An 18753-nucleotide genomic window follows, 5' to 3' on the forward strand; every position below is an offset into this window, starting at 1 on the left:
TTTTTCATGCAAAGAGATGTGACCGCTTGCGGCTGGCAAAACGGTCATGAACAACTGTTAGTGTATATGAGCGCATGAAATTGTGCAAAAGGCAAACTGTAACAAACTGTCAGCGCAAATTCACGACAATGCCCGTCTTGTCGTCCGACTTTTTGAAGCGGGCGTAGCGGATGCATTCGGGATCGTTGTTTTCCAGTGCGATCAGCTCATCCGTGTAACGTTGCAGCCCTTTGTGGACGATTGGCAATACCGTTTCTTCCCACCCCGGTCCTTTTCCGCCTGTTGGTCGTGGCATGAACAGACCGTCTGTCGCCAAAACAAGCGCCTTCAATCCGATCCGATTGATCCGTCCATACTCTATGAAATCCGCACAAGCCGCATCTCCGTTCAAAACGCCATATCCTCCTGATTCGTTCGCCTGATAGCGGTTATGAATCAGGATGTCCTTACATCGCTCGTGCAGCTCGGCTCGGGTAGACAGCCCCTCGCGAATCCCGTCTTCCCACCGGGCAATGGCGTTTTGCTCCAGCAGCGAAACTTGCGGAAACGTCAAAGGCCGCACCGTATCGTCTTCATAGACCGCAAAAATCATGCAATCGCCAGTCTGGGCATACTCGATGTGCTGCTCTTTCACCCGAACGACTGCACATGCCGCTCCCCACAATGCTTCTTTTTGCTTCCAGTCAATCTCGCTCTCGCGCATCACTTCCCGCAGCTTTTCGTTGACAAACGTCAGGTAATCGGACAGCACAGCGTCAGGCGGCATGATTTCCAGCTTCCTTTTCACCAGCTCGGCTGCAATCGCTCCTCCTGTCTGCCCGAATCGGTTTTCGTACGGAACGAGCGACGAGACGCCGTCGATCACCGCGTACACCTGATCGGCTTGCGAGATCACATAGGCGTCCTCATTGGTATTGCCGGTTCCTTTGATGGAGATGCACTCAAGTTTCATGGTGGATTACCGCCTTTTACGTGAAGTGATTTGCTTGAAAATTGTATCATTTTTCCTTTTCCCCAGCTATAGCTCCCCATCCATATCCAGGTGACTTTTGCTGTGTTAAGATAATGAAGGACTTTTTTGAAAAGAAAAGAGGGAAAATCGCATGAAACGTGAACGATCCGCGCAACTGCACGAACAAGCCATGGATGTTATTCTCGGCGGGGTAAACAGCCCTTCCCGTTCTTTCAAGGCCGTAGGCGGGGGAGCGCCCGTTACGATGGAGCGTGCCCAGGGCGCGTATTTCTGGGACGTGGACGGCAATCGATATATTGACTACTTGGCGGCGTATGGCCCGATTATTACCGGACATGCTCACCCGCACGTCACAAAAGCCATTACGGAAGCGGCGGCCAACGGAACGTTGTACGGTACGCCAACTCCTTGGGAAGTCACTTTTGCGAACATGATCCGCGAAGCGATTCCATCCATGGAGCGCATCCGCTTCAACAACTCCGGTACGGAATCTGTCATGACGTGCATTCGCGTGGCACGCGCCTACACCGGACGCGTGAAAATCATCAAATTTGCGGGCTGCTACCACGGTCACTCCGATCTCGTGCTGGTTGCGGCAGGCTCCGGCCCTTCCACACTCGGCATCCCTGACAGTGCGGGTATTCCGCAAAGCATCGCCAGCGAAGTGATCACGGTTCCATTCAATGACGTTGCAGCGTTCGCCGAAGCGATGAACAAATGGGGCAACGAAACGGCTTGCGTCCTGGTCGAACCAATCGTCGGCAACTTCGGTATCGTCACGCCGGAGCCAGGCTTTTTGGAGGAAGTGAACCGCATCACGCACGAGGCAGGCGCGCTCGTTGTGTACGACGAGGTCATCACCGCATTCCGCTTCTGCTACGGCGGTGCGCAAAACTTGCTGGGCGTAACGCCTGACCTGACCGCGCTCGGAAAAATCATCGGTGGCGGCTTGCCAATCGGAGCATATGGCGGACGCCGCGAGATTATGGAGCAAGTCGCGCCGCTCGGTCCTGCCTACCAAGCGGGCACAATGGCGGGCAATCCCGCATCGATCCGTGCCGGAATCGCATGCCTGGAAGTGCTGAAACAGCCTGGCGTGTACGATGAATTTGAGCGACTCGGCGCGCTGCTGGAAAAAGGCATCCGCGATGCAGCGAGCAAGCACGACGTCACCATCCAGCTCAACCGCGTCAAAGGGGCCATGGCTGTGTACTTTACAGACGAGCCTGTTCGCGATTACGATGCAGCGCAAAAAGCAGACGGCGAGCTGTTCGCCCGCATGTTCCGCCTTTTGCTGGATGAAGGCATTTGCCTCGCTCCTTCCAAGTACGAGGCGTGGTTCATCACCACCGCGCACACGGAAGATGACATCCGGCAAACAATCTCGGCTGTCGACCGCGCCTTCGCACAATTGAACGCGTAGCGTAGCTTAGCTGCGTACGTGAGCCTGACGCCGAGACAAGCATTGCCAAGCCCGGTTTCCTGCCTTTTGGAGATACTAACGATTGCAGTGAGTATCATCGCGAGGAGGAGATCTAGGTGTCAAAAGGCGAAAAAACGTACCCGCAAGCTCCGGAAAAGACGCTGGATTCCAAAGAGAGCAGCAAAATGCTGGAGGTCGTCGGCTTCCAAAACCCGCGCAAAACCGAGCATCACAAAACGCAAAACCACGATCGGTAAACGGCGAAAAGACAGACACATTCTTCACGGATGTGTCTGTTTTTTTATGTGAGGAAAAGCTGGCTTCACATGTAGCAAGAGTCAATCTGCACATATAAGCAGGTGGTGATATTGTCAAGAATGGTCAGAGATTGTACAATAAAATTAATGAAACTGCCCTGACACTTATTCGTATACATGGATATGGGACAAAATGTGTAAGGAACTGCTATTGTGTTTCTTCATGCAGATAAAAAGGAGTGATTGTTCAATGTTTTTTCACCCGATGGATTTTCTGATACTCATTGCATTCGGACTGTCTCTCTGGGCTCAATTCCGAGTAAAAGGCACCTTCAACCGCTATGCCGAGGTCCCTACTTCTTCCGGTTTGACCGGGGCTGAAGCGGCGAGACGGATGCTCGATGCAAACGGTTTGACCAACGTTCCCGTCGAACATATTCCAGGTACGCTGACTGACCACTACGATCCGATGTCCCGTGTGGTTCGCCTGTCCGATCCTGTATACTTTGGCAACTCCATCGCTTCGCTGTCTGTTGCTTGTCACGAAGTCGGCCATGCGATCCAGCATAAAGTTTCTTATCCGATGCTCGTAGCGCGCCACCGCATTTTCCCGGTTGTCAATCTCGTATCGGGTGTTGCGCCGCTTTTGTTGCTCGCCGGTTTCTTCTTCCATATGTCCGGTCTTTTGCTCCTGGGGATCATTTTCTTCTCCGGTGCCGTTGCCTTCCAGCTCATCACGTTGCCAGTCGAGTTCAACGCCAGCAGCCGTGCCAAAGAGCTGATGGTGCGAATGGGCTTTATCCGCAACGAAGAAGAACGCGGGGCAAGCAGAGTGCTCGGTGCTGCCGCCCTCACTTACGTCGCCGCCGCTCTGATCTCTGTACTCGAACTCGCGAAGTACATCATGATCTTCCGAAGCTCGGACGACTAATCGCATCGCTTTTGACAAAGCCAAAACCAATACAAGCTTAGTACAAGGTACAGTCTCTTCCCTACCGGGAGACTGTACCTTTTTGCGTAGACTTACGATACAATGGGACGGGAGGTTTTGCACATGCGCATCGGGATTATCGGATTAGGAAGTATGGGGCAAATGCTGGTGAAGTCTTTTTGCAAAAGCGCAGTGATTTCCCCTGAACACATCGTCGTTTTCAACCGCACGCGGGCAAAAGCGGACGCGCTGCAAGCCCGTTTTGGAGTAGCTGTCGCGGATAGCGCCCAAGCGATTTGCGAGCAGGCCAGCCTGATTTTCATCTGTACGAAGCCGCTGGACATCCTGCCTGTTCTGGAAAAGCTGACGATTCCTCGCGAGAAGCACATCGTCTCTGTCGCTGCCGGAGTCAGCATCTCCGACCTGGAGAGCGTTCATGCCGGGCCAGTCAGCAAAGTGATTCCTACCGTGACGTCATCCGAGCTGCACGGCGTTTCGTTGTATACGGCAAGCGACAGGGTGAGTTCAGAGGAACGAAGCCGCTTGTTCACCCTGCTGTCCGCAATCGGCGAAGTGCAGGAAGTGACAGAGACGAATATCGAAACAGCCACAATTTTGAGCAGCAGCGCACCCGGACTGATAGCCGGGATACTCGATTCGTTTGCACAAGCAGCGGTCCGCAAGACGCCGGAGCTTGATATTGCGACAGCCAGAACCATTCTCGTGGAAACGATGCTCGGCACCGCTTTGCTTTTGAAAAACGAACAGCTTGGCTTCGACCAGCTAATCGAGCGCGTTGCGACAAAAGGCGGAATCACCGAAGAAGGGCTGCGCGTGCTCGCCAAAACATTGCCGGGCGGCTTCGACGAGCTGTTTGCCATGACCGAATCGAAACACGCTGCCTTGAAAGAGCTTGTGCAAAAGCAGGTCGGAAAACAAATGGATGAAAAGGAGTAATCAGACATGATCATAGGTTGGATTGGCTTGGGCAACATGGGCGTACCGATGGCAAGCAACTTGCTGTCCACAGGCTACGCTGTCCGCGTCTGGAACCGCTCACCCGAAAAAGCGGCTCCGCTCGTTGCGCTCGGCGCGAAGCAAACCGAATCACTCGCGCAACTGGTCGATGAATGCGATGTGTTGTTCACCATGGTAAGTGATGACGAGGCTGTGAAAGCCATTTATACAGGAACAGACGGCTTGCTATCTGCCCGCGTTTCCGGCAAGCTCGCGATCGACATGAGCACGATTGCACCAGAGACTTCCCGCTTTTTGGCGGAGCAAAGCAAAAAAGCCGGACTGCGTTTTCTCGACGCTCCCGTCTCTGGCAGTGTCGGTCCGGCGAAGGAAGCGCAACTGGTCATCATGGTCGGCGGCGAGAAAGCGGATTATGACGTAGCGAAGCCGATGCTGGACAAGCTCGGCAAAGCAGCTGTTTACCTCGGGTCGCATGGAGCGGGAACGTCTGCCAAGCTGGCGATCAACCTGCTGCTCGGCATCACGGTACAAGGAGTAGCGGAAACGTTGCTGTTCGCCCGCTCGCTTGGCATCGACACCGAGCAAATGCTGGAGATTATCTCGCAAAGCGCAGTAGAAACCCCGCTGATTCGCGGCAAAGCTGCCTCGATTCTCGCAGACGACTTCCCTGCCGCTTTTGCCTTGAAGCATATGGCAAAAGATTTGCGGCTTGCCCGCGAGGCTGGCGTAGCTACTCCTTTGGCGGAATCCGCGCAGGCCACCTATCGCCACGCCCTGGAGGAAGGGTTGGGCGAACTCGATTTGATGGCGATTTTGCGCCATCTGAAGGGCGCGACTCCGACCAGCAAATAGCTTTTTAAAAAGCAAAAGAAACCTCACCATGTGTGGGGTTTCTCGACAATCTGGGACCGGATTTCCGGTCTTTTTTTCTGCCTTATTGCTGCGATTTCAGCCACGCATTGAGCTGCTTAGCCGAAGCCACAGCCTGCACATCCGCGAGAATATCCCCCGGCTTGTTGCCCTCGCCAATGATGTAGCCCGCATACGGCATTCCCACAAAAGAAAAGACGTACTGAAACTGCTGGATCAGCGGCAGCCCTTTGATCCTCGGCTGGTCGCCGCCCGTCGTGATGACATAAGCCTGTTTGCGCCCGAGCGATTCCTTGAAGGCGTAACGTTTGTCCCGCAGGCTTTGCGACCAGCGATCCACGTAATTTTTCATGTAGCCGGACATGCCGTACCAGTAGATCGGGGTGGAAAAGATCAAAAAATCGTGGGCCAAAACGGCTTCCGTCACTTCGTCGTAATCATCTGCTACCGCCGTGAAGCCACCTTCCACATGCCGCTGATCGTGGATCGGCAAAATGTTTTTCTCCCGCAGGTGAATGCTTGTGTGCGGGATTCCTTCCAGCGCGATATTCGTCAGCTGCTCGGTATTGCCACCCTCTCTTGAGCTACCATGCAAAACGAGAATGTTCATGCGGCTCACTCCACTCCTAGTTTTCTTACCTGTCATTGTATCAAAAAACCCTCCGGCAATCGCCAGAGGGTTGCATGTTTTAGACAGTTTGCTTGCGCGCACTTGCGAGTTGCTTTTGCCGCAAACGCCAAACGAAAAAGGCTGCGCCTGCCAAAAGCACTGCGGAGAGCAAATAAACCGCTCTCGGGCCAAGCGACTGCGCCAGCGCCCCCATCAACAGCGAGGAAAGTCCAAACACCAGCGCATCGATGGTCCCTTTTGCTGACAGAACGTACGGCAGCATCGGCGTCTCTGTCTCCTGCTGCAAAATTGTCTGCTTGCTCACCAGGGCTATCTCCAAAAACGGCCCCAGCGCAAAGGAAAAGAGCAAGGCAGCCAGCGGATACGTCGTACTGCCAAACAGCAAGGTCATCGCAGCAGCCCCGCCAACACCTGCCAGCAGCCAGCGATACAGCTGGCGATTCATCTTGTCGGCGTACTTCAGCAGCAGCGTGCCCCCCAAAATGGAGCCGAGCAGGTAGCCTGCATTGATGTAGCCCCACCACTCTTCTCCTCGGCCCAACGCTTCCAGCGCGTACGGCAACAAAATAGCCGCAATCCAGACCGCTCCCGAGACGCCCATGACGACATCCAGTGCGACGAGCTGCCGCAAGAGCGGCACATCGCGAATCGCTTTCCAGCCTGTCAGCCAATTTTCCTGCGGCGGCTCGACAACCGTCATGTCTGGATCAGCTTTTTCCGGCTTGACCGCGAGCATTGCCAAAGATGCCAACACATAAGCCGCTACCGTTCCCCACAAAACCGCACTTGCTCCGAGGAACGCCATGAGCAGTCCACCCGCTGCCCAGCCGGCAAAATGAACCGTCTGATCGGAAGTCGCAAGCAAGCCGTTCGCCCTGATCAGCTGCTCGCGTTCCACAAGCTGCGGCACCAACGCATTGCGTGCGGGATTGGCCCAGCCATCCATAAAGGCAATCAGCCCGCCCAATCCGAACAGCAGCCAGATCGCCTGACCGTTGGTGCCTGCTGTCCTGTCGACAAGCACAGCCGCTGCCGCAAGCAAGCACGTCTTCAGCGCTTGCGACAGCACCAGCATGGACGGAAGCGACAGTCTGCGAAAAAGCAACGGCGCTGTCAAGCCGCTGACCGATTGCGCCGACAAAATGACCACCGGAACAAACGCCGTGTACATGACAGAACCGGATACGGCGTAAATGACCGAAATGAACGCCACAATATAAAAAACATCCCCCAGATTGGCCAATGTCTGACCCGCCCAGAGGAATAGAAAACGTCTATGCCACACGATGCACAACCTCCTGTCGGTTCAGGACATATTTCCATCGCCCTGACGGAATATGCGATTATTCCTGCCGACCGATCATCACAATGGAGGTGCACCTCTTTTCATCCAATATGTTTTAGTCTATTCCAGAATCTGTAGATTGTACAGTTTTGTTGCGGAAAAAGCTGTAGTACACCCAGCCTGCATTGATGAACAAAAAAGCACTCGTCATAAAAAACACGCCGTTGATGCTTACGTAGCCAGCCATAAAACCGCCGATCATCGGCCCGAGCATGCTTCCGATGCTGACGAAGCTGTTGTTGTAACCGTAGACGCGACTGACCATATGAGATGGCGTGGCCCGCCGCAAAAGCGCATTGACTGACGGGAGCAAGCCTCCCAGCGACAAACCGAGCAAAAACCTTAGCACGACCAGTTGCCACACGGTCCAGACAAGCCCCTGCGGAATAAACAGGATCGCTGCTCCAAGCAAGGCGAACAGCAGCACCTTTTGCGAGCCAAAGCGATCACCCAAGCGCCCGAGCTGCGGAGAAGCAAACACATTGGCAATCCCCATCGCCGCCTGGACGATTCCGGCCCACAGCGCGACTTTTGCTCCTTCTGATTGGACCAACTGCGATATGTAGATCGGCAATACAGGCACGATGCTGAACAAGGCAAACTGGATCATCACGGTTACAAAAAAGAGCGCCGGCAGCTCTTTGGACGAAAAGATCATTTGAAAATCTTCCTTCAGGCTGGACCGGTCCTTTTTTTCAGGTGGAACGAAGCTCTCTTTTACCGTAAACGTAATGACCAAAGTCGCCAGCAACAGCAGACTGCCTGTAATCAGGAAGATCATGCGAAAGCCGATTTGATTCGCCAGCACTCCGCCAAAAAGCGGTCCCATAATCGTCCCTGCCGTGATAAACGATTGCAAAAGCCCTTGCGCCCAGCCGATGCGCTCTTTCGGAACGGAAGAGGCAACCAGCGCCGTACTGGCCGGGATGATTCCTCCCACCAGTCCGTTGATCAGCCGCAGCGCCAACAGTTGCCACAAACTGCCTGCAAAGCCTGTCAACGCTACCGTGATCGACATGAAGTAGCCGGATCGCAAAATCATGATCTTGCGTCCGTGCTTGTCAGCCAAGTTCCCCCAAATGGGAGAAACGAGTCCGGCGGTCAAAAAATTGGCCCCGAAAATAATTCCCGCCCATGCTGTCACCTGATGCGGATCGTCAATTCCGAAATCTTGCTGAATGTACAGCGGCAAAAAAGGCATGATCATACTCATCGCCACCATGACGACAAACAGCGATCCGCATAACACGTATAGATTGCGGCGCCATATTTCCATCAGATTCCCTCCATTCCCCCTCGATCAATCCCCAAATCCTGGACGCTCCACAGGCCATAGTACACGCCTTTTTGTTCCAGCAACTCCTCATGCTTGCCCTGTTCCACAATTTGTCCCTCGCGCATGACGATGATTTTGTCTGCATGGGTGATCGTGGACAGGCGATGCGCCACAATGAGCGTCGTGCGCCCTCTGGTCAGGCGATTCAACGATTCCTGGATCATATGCTCCGACTCCAGATCGAGAGCAGAGGTCGCTTCATCCAAAATCAATATTCCCGGATCGCGCAAAAACACCCGGGCGATAGCGACCCGCTGCTTTTGTCCCCCCGACAGCTTCACGCCCCGCTCGCCCAGCTCTGTATCGTATCCTTCTGGCAGCTCGCTGATAAAATCGTGGGCATTGGCGGCGCGGGCAGCTTCCTGAACCATATGTTCATCCGCTTCCGGATTCCCCATCAAAATATTGGCTTTTGCCGATTCGCTAAACAAAATGTTGTCTTGCTGCACCAGTCCGATATGATAGCGCAAATTTTGCTGCTTCAAGTCGCGGACATCGACTCCATCGATGGTAATCCGCCCTTCCGTCACGTCCCAGAAGCGCGGCAAAAGGCTGATCAAAGACGATTTCCCGCCACCGGACATTCCGACGATGGCGACCGTCTCGCCAGGTTGAATCGTCAGATTGACGTCGCGCAAAACAAGCGGCCCTTCTTCCCGGTAACGAAACGATACATGCTCAAAGCGAATTTCTCCGCGAATACGTCCCGTCGCCGGATCAACAGGCAGCTCGCGAGCGTTTGGACTGTCCTCAATATCGTACGATTCATCCATGAACTCGAACATTCTGTCCATCGAAGCAATCGCTTGCGTCAGCACCGTGCTGGAGTTGACCAAGCGCCGCAACGGGGTATACAAGCGTTCCAAATAAGCGTAAAAAGCCACCAGTGTCCCTACGCTCATGCTTCCGCCGATCACCTGGTAGCCTGCATAGGCGATCACGAGCAACGGCGCGATATCCGTGACGGTATTGACGACAGAAACCGTCCGGGCATTCCAGCGGGTATGCTCCAGCGCTTTGTCCAAAAACTGGTTGTTTTCCTTTGCGAAGCCTTTGCTTTCGTGACTTTCCAGAGCAAAACTTCGGATCAGCGCCATCCCGTTCACTCGTTCATACAAATACCCCTGGAGTCGCGCCAAAGCGGCAGAGCGTTCCCGCGTCAGCTGTCTCAGTTTTTTGTAAAAAAATTTGACAGAGAGACTATACAGCGGAAAAACGACGATCGCTACAAATGTCAGCTCCGCATCCATGGAAAACATGATCAAAAGCGTCAGTACGATCGTAATCAGATCGAGCCACAAGTTCATCAAGCCTGTTTCCACGAAGCTTTTCGTCGATTCCACGTCGTTAATAACCCGGGAAATGACCTCGCCCGTCTTCGTGTTGTTGTAGTAACGCATCGACAACCGCTGCAAATGGGCGTACAGCTGGTTGCGGATATCAAACAAAATGCGGCTGGACACCCACTGCGCGAAATATTGGCGGATATACTCGACAGGCGCCCGTACGACCGTAAACATCAAGAACGTCCCAAGCATCAGCCAAAACAATTGTGTCAGCTTATCCTCGCGGGGCATCGAGCTGGGGAGCAGGTCGTCAATGACGTATTTGATCAGGAGCGGCAAGGCAAGCGGAATGGAAAATTTGATGATACCTATCAATATAGTGCCCAAAATTTGTTTCCAATAGGGCATGACATATGCCAAATAGCGGCGTATGCTCAACCAGCATACCTCCTTCCCATAGCAAACTTGGCTGTACCCGATATGTTCAGGCACAGCCAAATTGGTACGATCTTCTTCGCCATTTCCAACTTTCTGACACTACAAGGAAATCCCTCCCCCGAATAACGGGAAAGGGATTATTCCTCATCGTCTCGCACTAAAAGATACCGCTCGTACCAGCGTTGCACGAAGCCGTTCTGAAAAGGGCCGCGGCGCGCGCTTACCCAATCCAGTACCTCTCGCAACGCAGTCTGTACCTTTTCCACGACAAACGGAGGGTAGTTCATCTGTTTGCTGTGCAACAGAAACTCCTCTTCATCGAGAATCGAATACGTCATGTCGGGAAACACCTTTACATCGAGATCATAGTCTATGTAGCTGAGCAGCTGTCCCTTCATGCTGAAGGGCGAACCAATGTTGCAATAATAGTAAATGCCGTCGTCGCGAATCATGGCAATGGTATTGAACCATTGGCCCCGACCAAATGTGCAAATGGCCGGTTCACGCGTACGCCACTCCCGCCCGTCTGCTTCTGTCACCTTGACCCGATCGTTTCCCCCAATCACCACCGCATCACTGGTATGAATCAACGTGGATTTGTCCCAAATGCGGTGCAGCGAATGATCATGTTTATAACTTTCAATGCGGATATTGGAGCCCGGAGTTGGTGACATGACTCTCCCCTTTCTTCTCTTCTCTTTTGAATGGGGACAAGCCTCCTTTAGGAAGAGAGCTTTTTGGAAAGTGTAACAAATTTTTGTACTTCGTAGCCAAGCGAAAGGTAAAACGGAAGGATCTCCGGATTTGCCTGATTGACCATGATCAGGACGTTATTGACGCCTCGCTGTTTGAAGCGCTTTTCGATGGCAGCCACGAGTTCGCGGCCGATACCGGAACCTTGCATCTCGGGAAGAACAGCCAGCCGGTAAAAATAGGCTCGTGCTCCGTCGATCGTGCCGACCACGACCCCAACAACTTTGCCGTCTTTTTCCGCAACCATAACCAAATCGCTGTCCCATGCCAACTGTTGGGCCAAATCGTTCAACGACACCGTGTCCGATTGGTCCAAGCCCGTCTGTTGCCAGATACTTGTGATAGCCGAATAGTCACCGAGTCGAAACGGACGAATCAGCATACGTTGCCTCCTTCGTAACCTTCTTCCTCTATTGTACAACACATGGACAACTTTGTCTTGTGTAGTGAGACGTCAAAGTCGCCAACTCCTTGTCACCGCTCCTAAAAATCAACTAGGTCAAAAGAGAGATACCGCCATCAACGATCAAGGTTTGTCCGCGCACCATCCAAGCCTTGTCGGAAACGAGGAACATCACGGCATTCGCCAGATCTTCCGGCTCGACAATCCGGCCTGCCGGCGTGCGTTCTGCGGAGCTGCCCAGCAGTTCTTCGCGGTTCGGGAAGTGTTTGAGCGCATCTGTATCCACAGCGCCGCCAGATACTGCGTTGACTACGATGTTATGCGGAGCAAGCTCCACTGCCAAATAGCGCGTAATCGCTTCTACAGCTGCTTTGGACACGCCGACTGCCGTATAGTTGTCCAAAACGCGAATCGAGCCGAGGCTGGACAGGCTGACGATCTTTCCGCCGTTGCCACCCTTGATCATTAGTTTTGCCGCTTCTTGCGCGCAGAACAACAAGGCTTTACTGTTAATTTCCATCGTCCAGTCCCAATGGCTTTCTTCCAGCTCCATCAGCGGGCGCAAAACCCCGGAAGCTGCATTGTTGATAAACACATCGAGACGGCCAAATTCCTGGTCAATCTCTGCGAACAGTTCCTTGATTTTTGCCACGTCGCCAACATTGGCTTTCACCAGGTGCACGCGCGCTCCTTTTGCTTCCAGCTCGGCTGCCGCTTCTCTCGCAGCAGTCCGGTTGCGCAAGTAGTTCAAAACCAGGTCGTACCCTTGCTCAGCCAGTTGCAATGCAATTGCTTTTCCGATACCGCGCGTTCCGCCGGTAACCAATGCTACTTTTTTTGTATTCATAATCAGAAATGCCTCCTACTCACCAACTATTAATAGCAGGTACTAATCAATCAAAATCACATTTTTCATTATACAACTCCCCTTCCGCTTTTGCTACCGGAAGCCAAAATCTCGTCTGACTCATTCCTCGCTGAAAAAGCCATACTAAGCACGCGCAAAAACAGAGGGCAGGCATAAGATCAAGGAGGAATCAAACGATGTACATAGGACGCGACCTGTCCCAATTGACGATGGTCCCGCTTTCCCAGTGGGAAATCAACGAGCTTTTGTACTTTCACGATACGTTTTCCCAGCTCGCCGCATACTTGAGCGCAGAAGGGGCTTCCCTGCACGTGAAGGTCATCCGCGAATTGGAATCACGCGGGCCAGTAGGCGGCGACAGCGGTGCCTGGGATCACGCCTCCAAACCTATTTACGATTGATGTTTGATGCTTGAAAAGGAACGGGCAATAGCAAAAAGCCCGGCGGCAAGAGAGCGAATCACTCCTGCGCCGGGCTTTTTCCCTATATCTTGAATTTGCCAATCTGATCTTGCAAATCTTCTGCCAGTCGCTCCAACGACATCGCGGAAGAAGCGATCTCTTCCATCGAAGCCAGTTGTTCCTCGGCTGCTGCGGAAACGCTTTGCGTCCCATCGGAAGCTTGCATGGTGACATCGGAAATATGATTGATCAATTCGACCACCAGTTGCGTCTGTTCGGATATATCGTGCGACGCTTGCGAGACTTGTTCGATTTTGTCCGCCACATCTTCCACCGCAGACTGGATTTGTTCAAATGACTTCCCGGCCTCATTCACTTTGCCGATTCCTTCGGTTACTTCGCGTTTGCTCTGCTCCATCACATCGACGGCATGGTCGGTCTCTTGCTGGATCGCTTTGATCAGATGGCTGATTTGCTCCGCCGAAGCAGATGACTGCTCAGCCAGCTTTCTTACTTCGTCAGCGACGACAGCGAATCCGCGACCAGACTCTCCGGCGCGTGCGGCTTCGATGGCTGCATTCAGCGCGAGCAAATTGGTCTGGTTGGCAATCGCCGTAATGACATCTACGATTTTGCCGATTTCCTGCGAGCGTACCCCCAGGCTGTCCACCACTTTTGCCAGGCTGAGAATCGACTCGTTGGAAGCGTTCATTTGCTGAACCGCCGACTGTACGGAGCGATTGCCTTCTGCTGCGATGCTTGCTGTCTCTTTGGCTGTGTCGGACACCTCATGCGTATAGCTGGCAATCTGGGCGATTCGCTGCGACATCTGCCCGACTGCATCGGTGCTTTTTTGTGTATGCGATACTTGCTGTTCTGTTCCCGTCGCCATATCCTGCATCGTCGTGGCAATCTGCTCTGTCGCCTTGCTCGTCTGGTCAGCGCTTGCCGACAGCTCCTCTGCGGAGGCTGCGAGCTGCTGAACGGAATCATTCACAGAGAATAAGAGAGAGCGAAGCGATTCCGCCATATGGTTGAACGTTTTGGCCAAAACGCCCAACTCGTCGTCGCTTTTCACTTCCACCTGCTGGGTGACGTCTCCCTCGCTCATTTTTTTCGCGGCTGCTGTCAGTTGTTGCAACGGGCGAAGCAAGGAGCGCAAAATGCCAAACACAAGCCCTGCCCCAATCACAATCGTGATCGCAATTACCAGCATTGTCCGGTAAAAAATCGGGCTGGCCGCATCCGCTGCTTCCGTCCTGTACATGACGCCCATCAGCTTCCATCCCGATTGATCATTGGTGACAAAAGCTGCTTTGGCTTCCTTGTTCTCATCTGTGAAGTCAAACGTCCCTGCCGCTTTGGCGTACAGATCGCCAATCCAAGGCGCTGTCATGTCTGAGCCAGGTGTTCCTGTCGGATGGATCAACAGCTTGTGGTTGGCATCGAGGATGGTCATATAGCCATTCGTTCCGATTTTCGCCTGCTTCACCGTTTCGTTCAGGGCGGTGAGCTGAATATCGATCCCGAGCACGCCGGAGCGGTCAGGCAAAGCTTTGGCTACACCCACGATCACATTGCCCGTAAATGCGTCGATATACGGGTCGGTAATAATCGATTTGTCAGGCGTCTTCATCGCTGCTTGATACCACGGACGCTGGCGCGGATCATAGCCGTCGGGAAGCTTGGCGCCAGTCGCTGTCAGCATGTTCCCTGTTTCATCTCCGACGTACGCTTCCCCAATATCCGGGTGCAGCTTGAGGAAAGTTTGCAGCTTCTTATGCAGTTCGTCTCTCGCCTGATCCACCAGGTCAGCTTTTGTCAAATCGGACACGATGAATTGCAGGTCTCTGGATTGGGCTTCCATTGTACGGTCAATCAGCTCGTCCACCAAGCGCACATTTTCCGATGCTGTCGTCAGCAGTTGCTCTTCAAGACGATCCTTTGCGCTCTGGTACGAAAGCAGACCAAGAGCGAGTACAGGTATAATCAAAATAAGGGAGAACGAAGCAATCAGCTTGGCTCTGACAGTCAATCTTGGCATTTTCATCTGCATTTCCACACCTTTTCGCATAGTCTCGTTGTCAGATATACTTACCCATTATAGCAAGCATTTTAAACCAAAAATCGCCCGCAACTTTATTTTTTATTATATTTTATTATTTTCAGAATTAACTTTCTTTAGAATTTAGGTAAAAAGTGCTTTACAGCAAGAAAAAAATGCCATATTCTAAGGTTACGTTTTACACCACTACTACTCGAAGGAAGGAGGATGCAACATGATGATGAATGTATGGGATTTTGCATATGATTTCGCTGATCGTCTTATCGTTGCAAAAACTGCATATAGAAGCGCCTCCTGGTCCGACGAATTGTAGATGCATTCGTATCTTCAACATTCTCTTTCGTCAATTACCAGACCATGGGCGTAGTAGCTTGTGGTCTTTCCTTTTCTTCGTGCGCCCAAAAGACCGCAGGCATCAGCCCGTGGTCTTTTTCTTGGCGACAAACATCCAATTTTTACCAATGAGAGGAGGTGATTTGGTATGGTACTGAATTTCTTGTTTTTCACCATCAAGATCGAACGCAATCACGTTCAACCAGAACAACGCCTGGCTGCCTATGCGCGCACGCGTTATTTGGAAGAACGCGCTGAGGCTCACGCCTTTGAAGCAGCCCAACACGTTAGCCGCATCTAATTTCGTCTTCGCATTCCAAACCAGGAGGGATTTCAATGAAAAATAAACAAAGACGTCAGATGATGAGATTTACAGGAGTCAAAGCGATAGATGGCGACTAACTGCACGATTTATCAGGGATGGGAGGTGGATTTTCATGCACATTCCAATGATTTTCTTCACGATTATTATCGAGAAGCGGAAATTGACCCCAGAACAGCGCGAGGCGCAATATTTGCAACAACAAGCAATCGCTGAGTGGGAACAACGGAAACATCAGATCGCAATGCAGTTTCCGGAATTTCTGTACAGATAATCGACAACGACAGTCCATGAAAATAACGAGACGGCCATGACATACTTGCATGGTCGTCCGAATGAAAAAAGCTGCCGAGTTTATCTCGACAGCTTTTTGGCTTCCTGTCCTACTTGCTTTTTTGTCCGAGCAATTCCCTGATTTTGTGATGGGCCATCGGAAACGTGTACGTGTCCAGCTCACTCCAGGCCGCAAACCTGGCATGAGCGGGCAGCTTGTCTCCGTCAATCCAGTCACAGGACCAAACCTGCATATTCCACTGCAAATGCGAAAAGATGTGCTGCACGGCACCGAGCGGTTCCAGCACTTCGATATCGATTCCGAATCGTTCGCTGATTCCGCTGGCGAGCGCCTCTGCTTTGGCACTGTCTTTTTGCTGCTCCGTCTCCACCATGGGAAACTCCCACAGGCCAGCCAGCAGCCCTTGCTCCGGCCGTTTGTTAATCAGCACCTTGCCATCGCGAACCACGATTGCCACCTGCAAATCGACAGGGCGCGGAGGTTTTGCCTTCCCTTTGATCGGCAGTTCCTCCTGTACCCCTTCCTTGCGGGCCATGCAGTAATCGAACACAGGACAGGTCAAGCATTGCGGCGAGCGCGGCACACAGACCATCGCGCCCAGCTCCATCAAAGCCTGGGTGAAATCACCTGCGCGCCCCTCCGGAATGACTTGGCGCACGAGATGCTCAATCTTGATCCGGGTGGCGGGCTTGGCAATATCATCCGACAGGTACAGCAAGCGGGAAAAGACGCGCATGACGTTTCCGTCGACAGCCGGCTCCGGCTTTCCGTAGGCAATGCTTAAAATCGCACCCGCTGTATACGGCCCCACGCCTTTCAGCGTGGCGATCTCTTCAGGCGTGTCAGGCACGACGCCGCCATAGCGAACGGTTACCTCGCGAGCAGCAGCCTGCAAATTGCGAGCGCGGGAGTAATAGCCAAGTCCTTCCCACGCTTTGAGCACTTCTTCTTCTGGTGCATTTGCCAAATCCGACACCGTCGGAAATTTCTCCATGAAATTCGCATAATAAGGTTTAACGGTTTCTACCCGCGTCTGCTGAAGCATGATTTCCGACACCCAGACACGATACGGGTCGCGGTTGATCCGCCACGGCAAATCCCGCTTTTGCGAGTCATACCAGGCCAACAAATCCTGGGCGAAACCGAACACATGAAACTCTTCGGGAAGAGTGTACTGCAAGCTGTTGTCTTTTTTTCTTGCCATGTCTTTCTTGTCTGCTCCTTTTATTTTGGATACTCGGCGGGGCGAAACGCCCAGACGTGCAGCTTGGCCGCTCCGCCCGTTATACAGTCGCAAAACTGCTGATCCGCCAAACGGTGTGCTTTGATTTGTTCATATTCGTGTACAGTGGAAACGTCAAAAGTTTCCACAAACAATCCCGGCTGGTCAAGCCCCTCGAAGGAGCGATATTCGCGTGCTCCCCATGCTGCAAGCCGCGAAGCCATGGATGCAAGCAGTCGCAAAGCCTGCTCCCGTTTTTCCGGTTGCAGCTTGTATTCGATAAAGACAGTTAACATACGACTTGTCCCTCCTTGATCTATTCATCATACCCTTTTTGCAAAAGCGGGAACAAGCTCACAATTTTTTTCAGCAGAGGGGGGAATTATGTCATCTCTCACGCTATAATAAACATAACAACAGCCTGGAAGAAAAGGAGGAAGACAACGATTCCATGGATACAGCCACTCACTTTGCCATGGGCTTCGGATTGGCCGGGCTCGCCTACCTCGATCCTGTCGTAGCTTCTTCTCCATCGCTTGCAGCCGCCGTGATGATTGGTACGGTCATCGGCTCGCAAGCACCTGATCTGGATGGGTTGGTTCGCCTTCGCGGCACTGCGGCCTACATTCGCAATCATCGAGGCGTTTCCCACTCTGTACCTGCCCTGTTTCTCTGGTCGGGAGCCATTTTTGTTCTCATACAGGCCCTGATGCCGCAAGCCTCCTGGCTCCATTTGCTGGGCTGGATCTTTTTGGCCGTCTGCCTGCACGTTTTTGTCGACTTGTTCAATTCCTATGGCACAAAGGGTTTGTATCCGTTTCGCGATAAGTGGGTTGCCCTGAACGCCATTTTCATTTTTGATCCGTTCATTTTTGCCGCTCATCTCGTCGGCTTCATGCTCTGGGCAGCGGGCGCGCACCCTGGCCGATCCTTTTTGCTGATTTACCTGGTGATTGCGGGCTACTACTATTGGCGCTGCCAGGTGCAAAAGCGGACGACAGAGCAAGTTCGCGCGCGAATCGGCAAGCCGGGCATGTACACGATCATTCCTACCCTGTCCTGGACATTTTGGACTTTTGTTGCCAAAACGGAGCAGCACTGGTATGTAGGCGAGGTGAACTCCGGCGATGTCAGTATTTTGGACACATTTGCCATCAAACCCGAGAGCGAAGTCGTTGCCGCTGCCAAACAAGATTCCAAGGTGCAATCGTTCCTCGCCTTCACCCACCACGTCCACGTGGAAACAAAGGAACAGCCCTTCGGCTATGAAGTCAAATGGATCGACTTGCGCTATCGCTCCCGCTTCCAAGGAAAAAGCCATTACATGTTCGTCGCCGTTGTCCATCTCGATCCTCAACTGAACATCCGCGATTCCTTCGTCGGCTGGATTCACCGCGGGGAAGAGCAGCTTGCCAAGAAACTCGATTCCAAGCGACAGCTGGGATAATCGCCCATCGCACAGCAACTGAATACTGAATCAAAACCGCTCTTGAGAATGGAGCGGTTTTTTTATATCTGAATCTGACCTGCTCGATTAAGCCTAAACTGCACCTTTTTCCCAAGTCAAAAACCGACTACGATCAGGCTACATCGAAAAACAGAACTGTCTGACTGGGGGATTAC

Annotated in this window: 20 protein-coding genes; 9 read left to right on the forward strand and 11 right to left on the reverse strand. The window is 52.7% G+C overall.

Annotation, left to right across the window (positions count from 1 at the left end; all coding sequences use genetic code 11):
• Positions 1-109: 109 nt before the first annotated feature.
• A complete protein-coding gene (locus EDM60_RS23655) occupies positions 110-952 on the reverse strand; it encodes a protein phosphatase 2C domain-containing protein (RefSeq protein ID WP_122966134.1) in 843 nt (280 codons plus the stop codon).
• Between the two features lie 151 nt (positions 953-1103).
• On the opposite strand from EDM60_RS23655, the gene EDM60_RS23660 reads away from it, so the two are divergent.
• The 5 genes from EDM60_RS23660 (at position 1104) to EDM60_RS23675 (ending at position 5414) form a co-directional block, all read left to right on the forward strand.
• Positions 1104-2396: a glutamate-1-semialdehyde 2,1-aminomutase gene (locus tag EDM60_RS23660; protein ID WP_122966135.1), complete on the forward strand. Its 1293-nt coding sequence runs from the start codon at positions 1104-1106 to the stop codon at positions 2394-2396.
• A gap of 116 nt (positions 2397-2512) precedes the next feature.
• Positions 2513-2653: a hypothetical protein gene (locus EDM60_RS28830; RefSeq protein WP_167470371.1), complete on the forward strand. Its 141-nt coding sequence runs from the start codon at positions 2513-2515 to the stop codon at positions 2651-2653.
• Positions 2654-2903: 250 nt separating this feature from the next.
• The gene (locus tag EDM60_RS23665) at positions 2904-3584 is read left to right on the forward strand and encodes a zinc metallopeptidase (protein WP_063228744.1); all 681 of its coding nucleotides are present in this window, start codon (positions 2904-2906) and stop codon (positions 3582-3584) included.
• A gap of 123 nt (positions 3585-3707) precedes the next feature.
• Positions 3708-4541, forward strand: a complete 834-nt coding sequence (locus EDM60_RS23670; protein ID WP_122966136.1) for a pyrroline-5-carboxylate reductase dimerization domain-containing protein — start codon at positions 3708-3710, stop codon at positions 4539-4541.
• A gap of 6 nt (positions 4542-4547) precedes the next feature.
• Positions 4548-5414 carry an NAD(P)-dependent oxidoreductase gene (locus EDM60_RS23675; protein ID WP_122966137.1) on the forward strand — a complete coding sequence of 289 codons (867 nt, stop codon included), beginning with the start codon at positions 4548-4550 and terminating at the stop codon, positions 5412-5414.
• Between the two features lie 82 nt (positions 5415-5496).
• On the opposite strand, the gene EDM60_RS23680 is transcribed toward EDM60_RS23675, so the two are convergent.
• The 7 genes from EDM60_RS23680 to fabL all read right to left on the reverse strand — a co-directional run bounded on the left by EDM60_RS23680 (position 5497) and on the right by fabL (position 12471).
• Positions 5497-6042 carry a flavodoxin family protein gene (locus EDM60_RS23680; protein ID WP_122966138.1) on the reverse strand — a complete coding sequence of 182 codons (546 nt, stop codon included), beginning with the start codon at positions 6040-6042 and terminating at the stop codon, positions 5497-5499.
• Positions 6043-6121: 79 nt separating this feature from the next.
• Positions 6122-7348, reverse strand: coding sequence for an MFS transporter (locus EDM60_RS23685; protein ID WP_122966139.1), 1227 nt, complete (start codon positions 7346-7348; stop codon positions 6122-6124).
• Between the two features lie 115 nt (positions 7349-7463).
• Complete coding sequence (locus tag EDM60_RS23690; protein ID WP_122966140.1) at positions 7464-8684, reverse strand: MFS transporter; 1221 nt, start codon at positions 8682-8684, stop codon at positions 7464-7466.
• Entirely contained in the window at positions 8684-10468 is a 1785-nt protein-coding gene (locus EDM60_RS23695) for an ABC transporter ATP-binding protein (protein ID WP_122966141.1), read from the reverse strand. Before EDM60_RS23695 ends, EDM60_RS23690 begins: the two co-directional genes overlap by 1 nt.
• A gap of 137 nt (positions 10469-10605) precedes the next feature.
• On the reverse strand, positions 10606-11142 hold the full coding sequence (locus EDM60_RS23700) for a DUF402 domain-containing protein (RefSeq protein ID WP_005827695.1): 537 nt from the start codon (positions 11140-11142) through the stop codon (positions 10606-10608).
• Between the two features lie 47 nt (positions 11143-11189).
• A complete protein-coding gene (locus EDM60_RS23705; RefSeq protein ID WP_063228750.1) occupies positions 11190-11603 on the reverse strand; it encodes a GNAT family N-acetyltransferase in 414 nt (137 codons plus the stop codon).
• Positions 11604-11715: 112 nt separating this feature from the next.
• Positions 11716-12471: an enoyl-[acyl-carrier-protein] reductase FabL gene (gene fabL, locus EDM60_RS23710; protein WP_063228751.1), complete on the reverse strand. Its 756-nt coding sequence runs from the start codon at positions 12469-12471 to the stop codon at positions 11716-11718.
• Between the two features lie 197 nt (positions 12472-12668).
• On the opposite strand from fabL, the gene EDM60_RS23715 reads away from it, so the two are divergent.
• Positions 12669-12893, forward strand: a complete 225-nt coding sequence (locus tag EDM60_RS23715; protein WP_122966142.1) for a hypothetical protein — start codon at positions 12669-12671, stop codon at positions 12891-12893.
• Positions 12894-12975: 82 nt separating this feature from the next.
• Here the strand turns inward: EDM60_RS23715 and EDM60_RS23720 are convergent, their stop codons facing one another.
• Positions 12976-14943, reverse strand: a complete 1968-nt coding sequence (locus EDM60_RS23720) for a methyl-accepting chemotaxis protein (protein ID WP_122966143.1) — start codon at positions 14941-14943, stop codon at positions 12976-12978.
• 496 nt (positions 14944-15439) lie between these two features.
• Here EDM60_RS23720 and EDM60_RS28835 point away from each other — a divergent pair, with 496 nt between their 5' ends.
• Together EDM60_RS28835 and EDM60_RS23725 are read left to right on the forward strand one after the other, a co-directional pair.
• A complete protein-coding gene (locus EDM60_RS28835; protein ID WP_167470372.1) occupies positions 15440-15592 on the forward strand; it encodes a hypothetical protein in 153 nt (50 codons plus the stop codon).
• Positions 15593-15728: 136 nt separating this feature from the next.
• Entirely contained in the window at positions 15729-15887 is a 159-nt protein-coding gene (locus EDM60_RS23725) for a YrzI family small protein (protein WP_122966144.1), read from the forward strand.
• A 109-nt stretch (positions 15888-15996) separates the two neighbouring features.
• On the opposite strand, the gene mutY is transcribed toward EDM60_RS23725, so the two are convergent.
• Positions 15997-17112 carry an A/G-specific adenine glycosylase gene (gene mutY, locus EDM60_RS23730; RefSeq protein ID WP_122966145.1) on the reverse strand — a complete coding sequence of 372 codons (1116 nt, stop codon included), beginning with the start codon at positions 17110-17112 and terminating at the stop codon, positions 15997-15999.
• A gap of 20 nt (positions 17113-17132) precedes the next feature.
• The gene (locus tag EDM60_RS23735) at positions 17133-17426 is read right to left on the reverse strand and encodes a hypothetical protein (RefSeq protein WP_122966146.1); all 294 of its coding nucleotides are present in this window, start codon (positions 17424-17426) and stop codon (positions 17133-17135) included.
• Positions 17427-17581: 155 nt separating this feature from the next.
• Here EDM60_RS23735 and EDM60_RS23740 point away from each other — a divergent pair, with 155 nt between their 5' ends.
• Positions 17582-18577, forward strand: coding sequence for a metal-dependent hydrolase (locus EDM60_RS23740; RefSeq protein ID WP_122966147.1), 996 nt, complete (start codon positions 17582-17584; stop codon positions 18575-18577).
• Positions 18578-18753 lie beyond the last annotated feature (176 nt).

The organism is Brevibacillus parabrevis (assembly GCF_003710905.1).
Lineage (GTDB): Bacteria > Bacillota > Bacilli > Brevibacillales > Brevibacillaceae > Brevibacillus > Brevibacillus parabrevis.

What these genes read in the sequence shown, in the direction of transcription:
- EDM60_RS23705 (WP_063228750.1), bottom strand. Translation starts at nt 11,603, where the DNA reads ATGCTGATTCGTCCGTTTCGACTCGGTGACTATTCGGCTATCACAAGT.
- fabL (WP_063228751.1), bottom strand. Translation starts at nt 12,471, where the DNA reads ATGAATACAAAAAAAGTAGCATTGGTTACCGGCGGAACGCGCGGTATC.
- EDM60_RS23655 (WP_122966134.1), bottom strand. Translation starts at nt 952, where the DNA reads ATGAAACTTGAGTGCATCTCCATCAAAGGAACCGGCAATACCAATGAG.
- EDM60_RS23675 (WP_122966137.1), top strand. Translation starts at nt 4,548, where the DNA reads ATGATCATAGGTTGGATTGGCTTGGGCAACATGGGCGTACCGATGGCA.
- EDM60_RS23700 (WP_005827695.1), bottom strand. Translation starts at nt 11,142, where the DNA reads ATGTCACCAACTCCGGGCTCCAATATCCGCATTGAAAGTTATAAACAT.
- EDM60_RS23680 (WP_122966138.1), bottom strand. Translation starts at nt 6,042, where the DNA reads ATGAACATTCTCGTTTTGCATGGTAGCTCAAGAGAGGGTGGCAATACC.
- EDM60_RS28835 (WP_167470372.1), top strand. Translation starts at nt 15,440, where the DNA reads ATGGTACTGAATTTCTTGTTTTTCACCATCAAGATCGAACGCAATCAC.
- EDM60_RS23690 (WP_122966140.1), bottom strand. Translation starts at nt 8,684, where the DNA reads ATGGAAATATGGCGCCGCAATCTATACGTGTTATGCGGATCGCTGTTT.
- EDM60_RS23740 (WP_122966147.1), top strand. Translation starts at nt 17,582, where the DNA reads ATGGATACAGCCACTCACTTTGCCATGGGCTTCGGATTGGCCGGGCTC.
- EDM60_RS23670 (WP_122966136.1), top strand. Translation starts at nt 3,708, where the DNA reads ATGCGCATCGGGATTATCGGATTAGGAAGTATGGGGCAAATGCTGGTG.
- EDM60_RS23725 (WP_122966144.1), top strand. Translation starts at nt 15,729, where the DNA reads ATGCACATTCCAATGATTTTCTTCACGATTATTATCGAGAAGCGGAAA.
- EDM60_RS23660 (WP_122966135.1), top strand. Translation starts at nt 1,104, where the DNA reads ATGAAACGTGAACGATCCGCGCAACTGCACGAACAAGCCATGGATGTT.
- EDM60_RS23735 (WP_122966146.1), bottom strand. Translation starts at nt 17,426, where the DNA reads ATGTTAACTGTCTTTATCGAATACAAGCTGCAACCGGAAAAACGGGAG.
- EDM60_RS23665 (WP_063228744.1), top strand. Translation starts at nt 2,904, where the DNA reads ATGTTTTTTCACCCGATGGATTTTCTGATACTCATTGCATTCGGACTG.
- mutY (WP_122966145.1), bottom strand. Translation starts at nt 17,112, where the DNA reads ATGGCAAGAAAAAAAGACAACAGCTTGCAGTACACTCTTCCCGAAGAG.
- EDM60_RS23720 (WP_122966143.1), bottom strand. Translation starts at nt 14,943, where the DNA reads ATGAAAATGCCAAGATTGACTGTCAGAGCCAAGCTGATTGCTTCGTTC.
- EDM60_RS23715 (WP_122966142.1), top strand. Translation starts at nt 12,669, where the DNA reads ATGTACATAGGACGCGACCTGTCCCAATTGACGATGGTCCCGCTTTCC.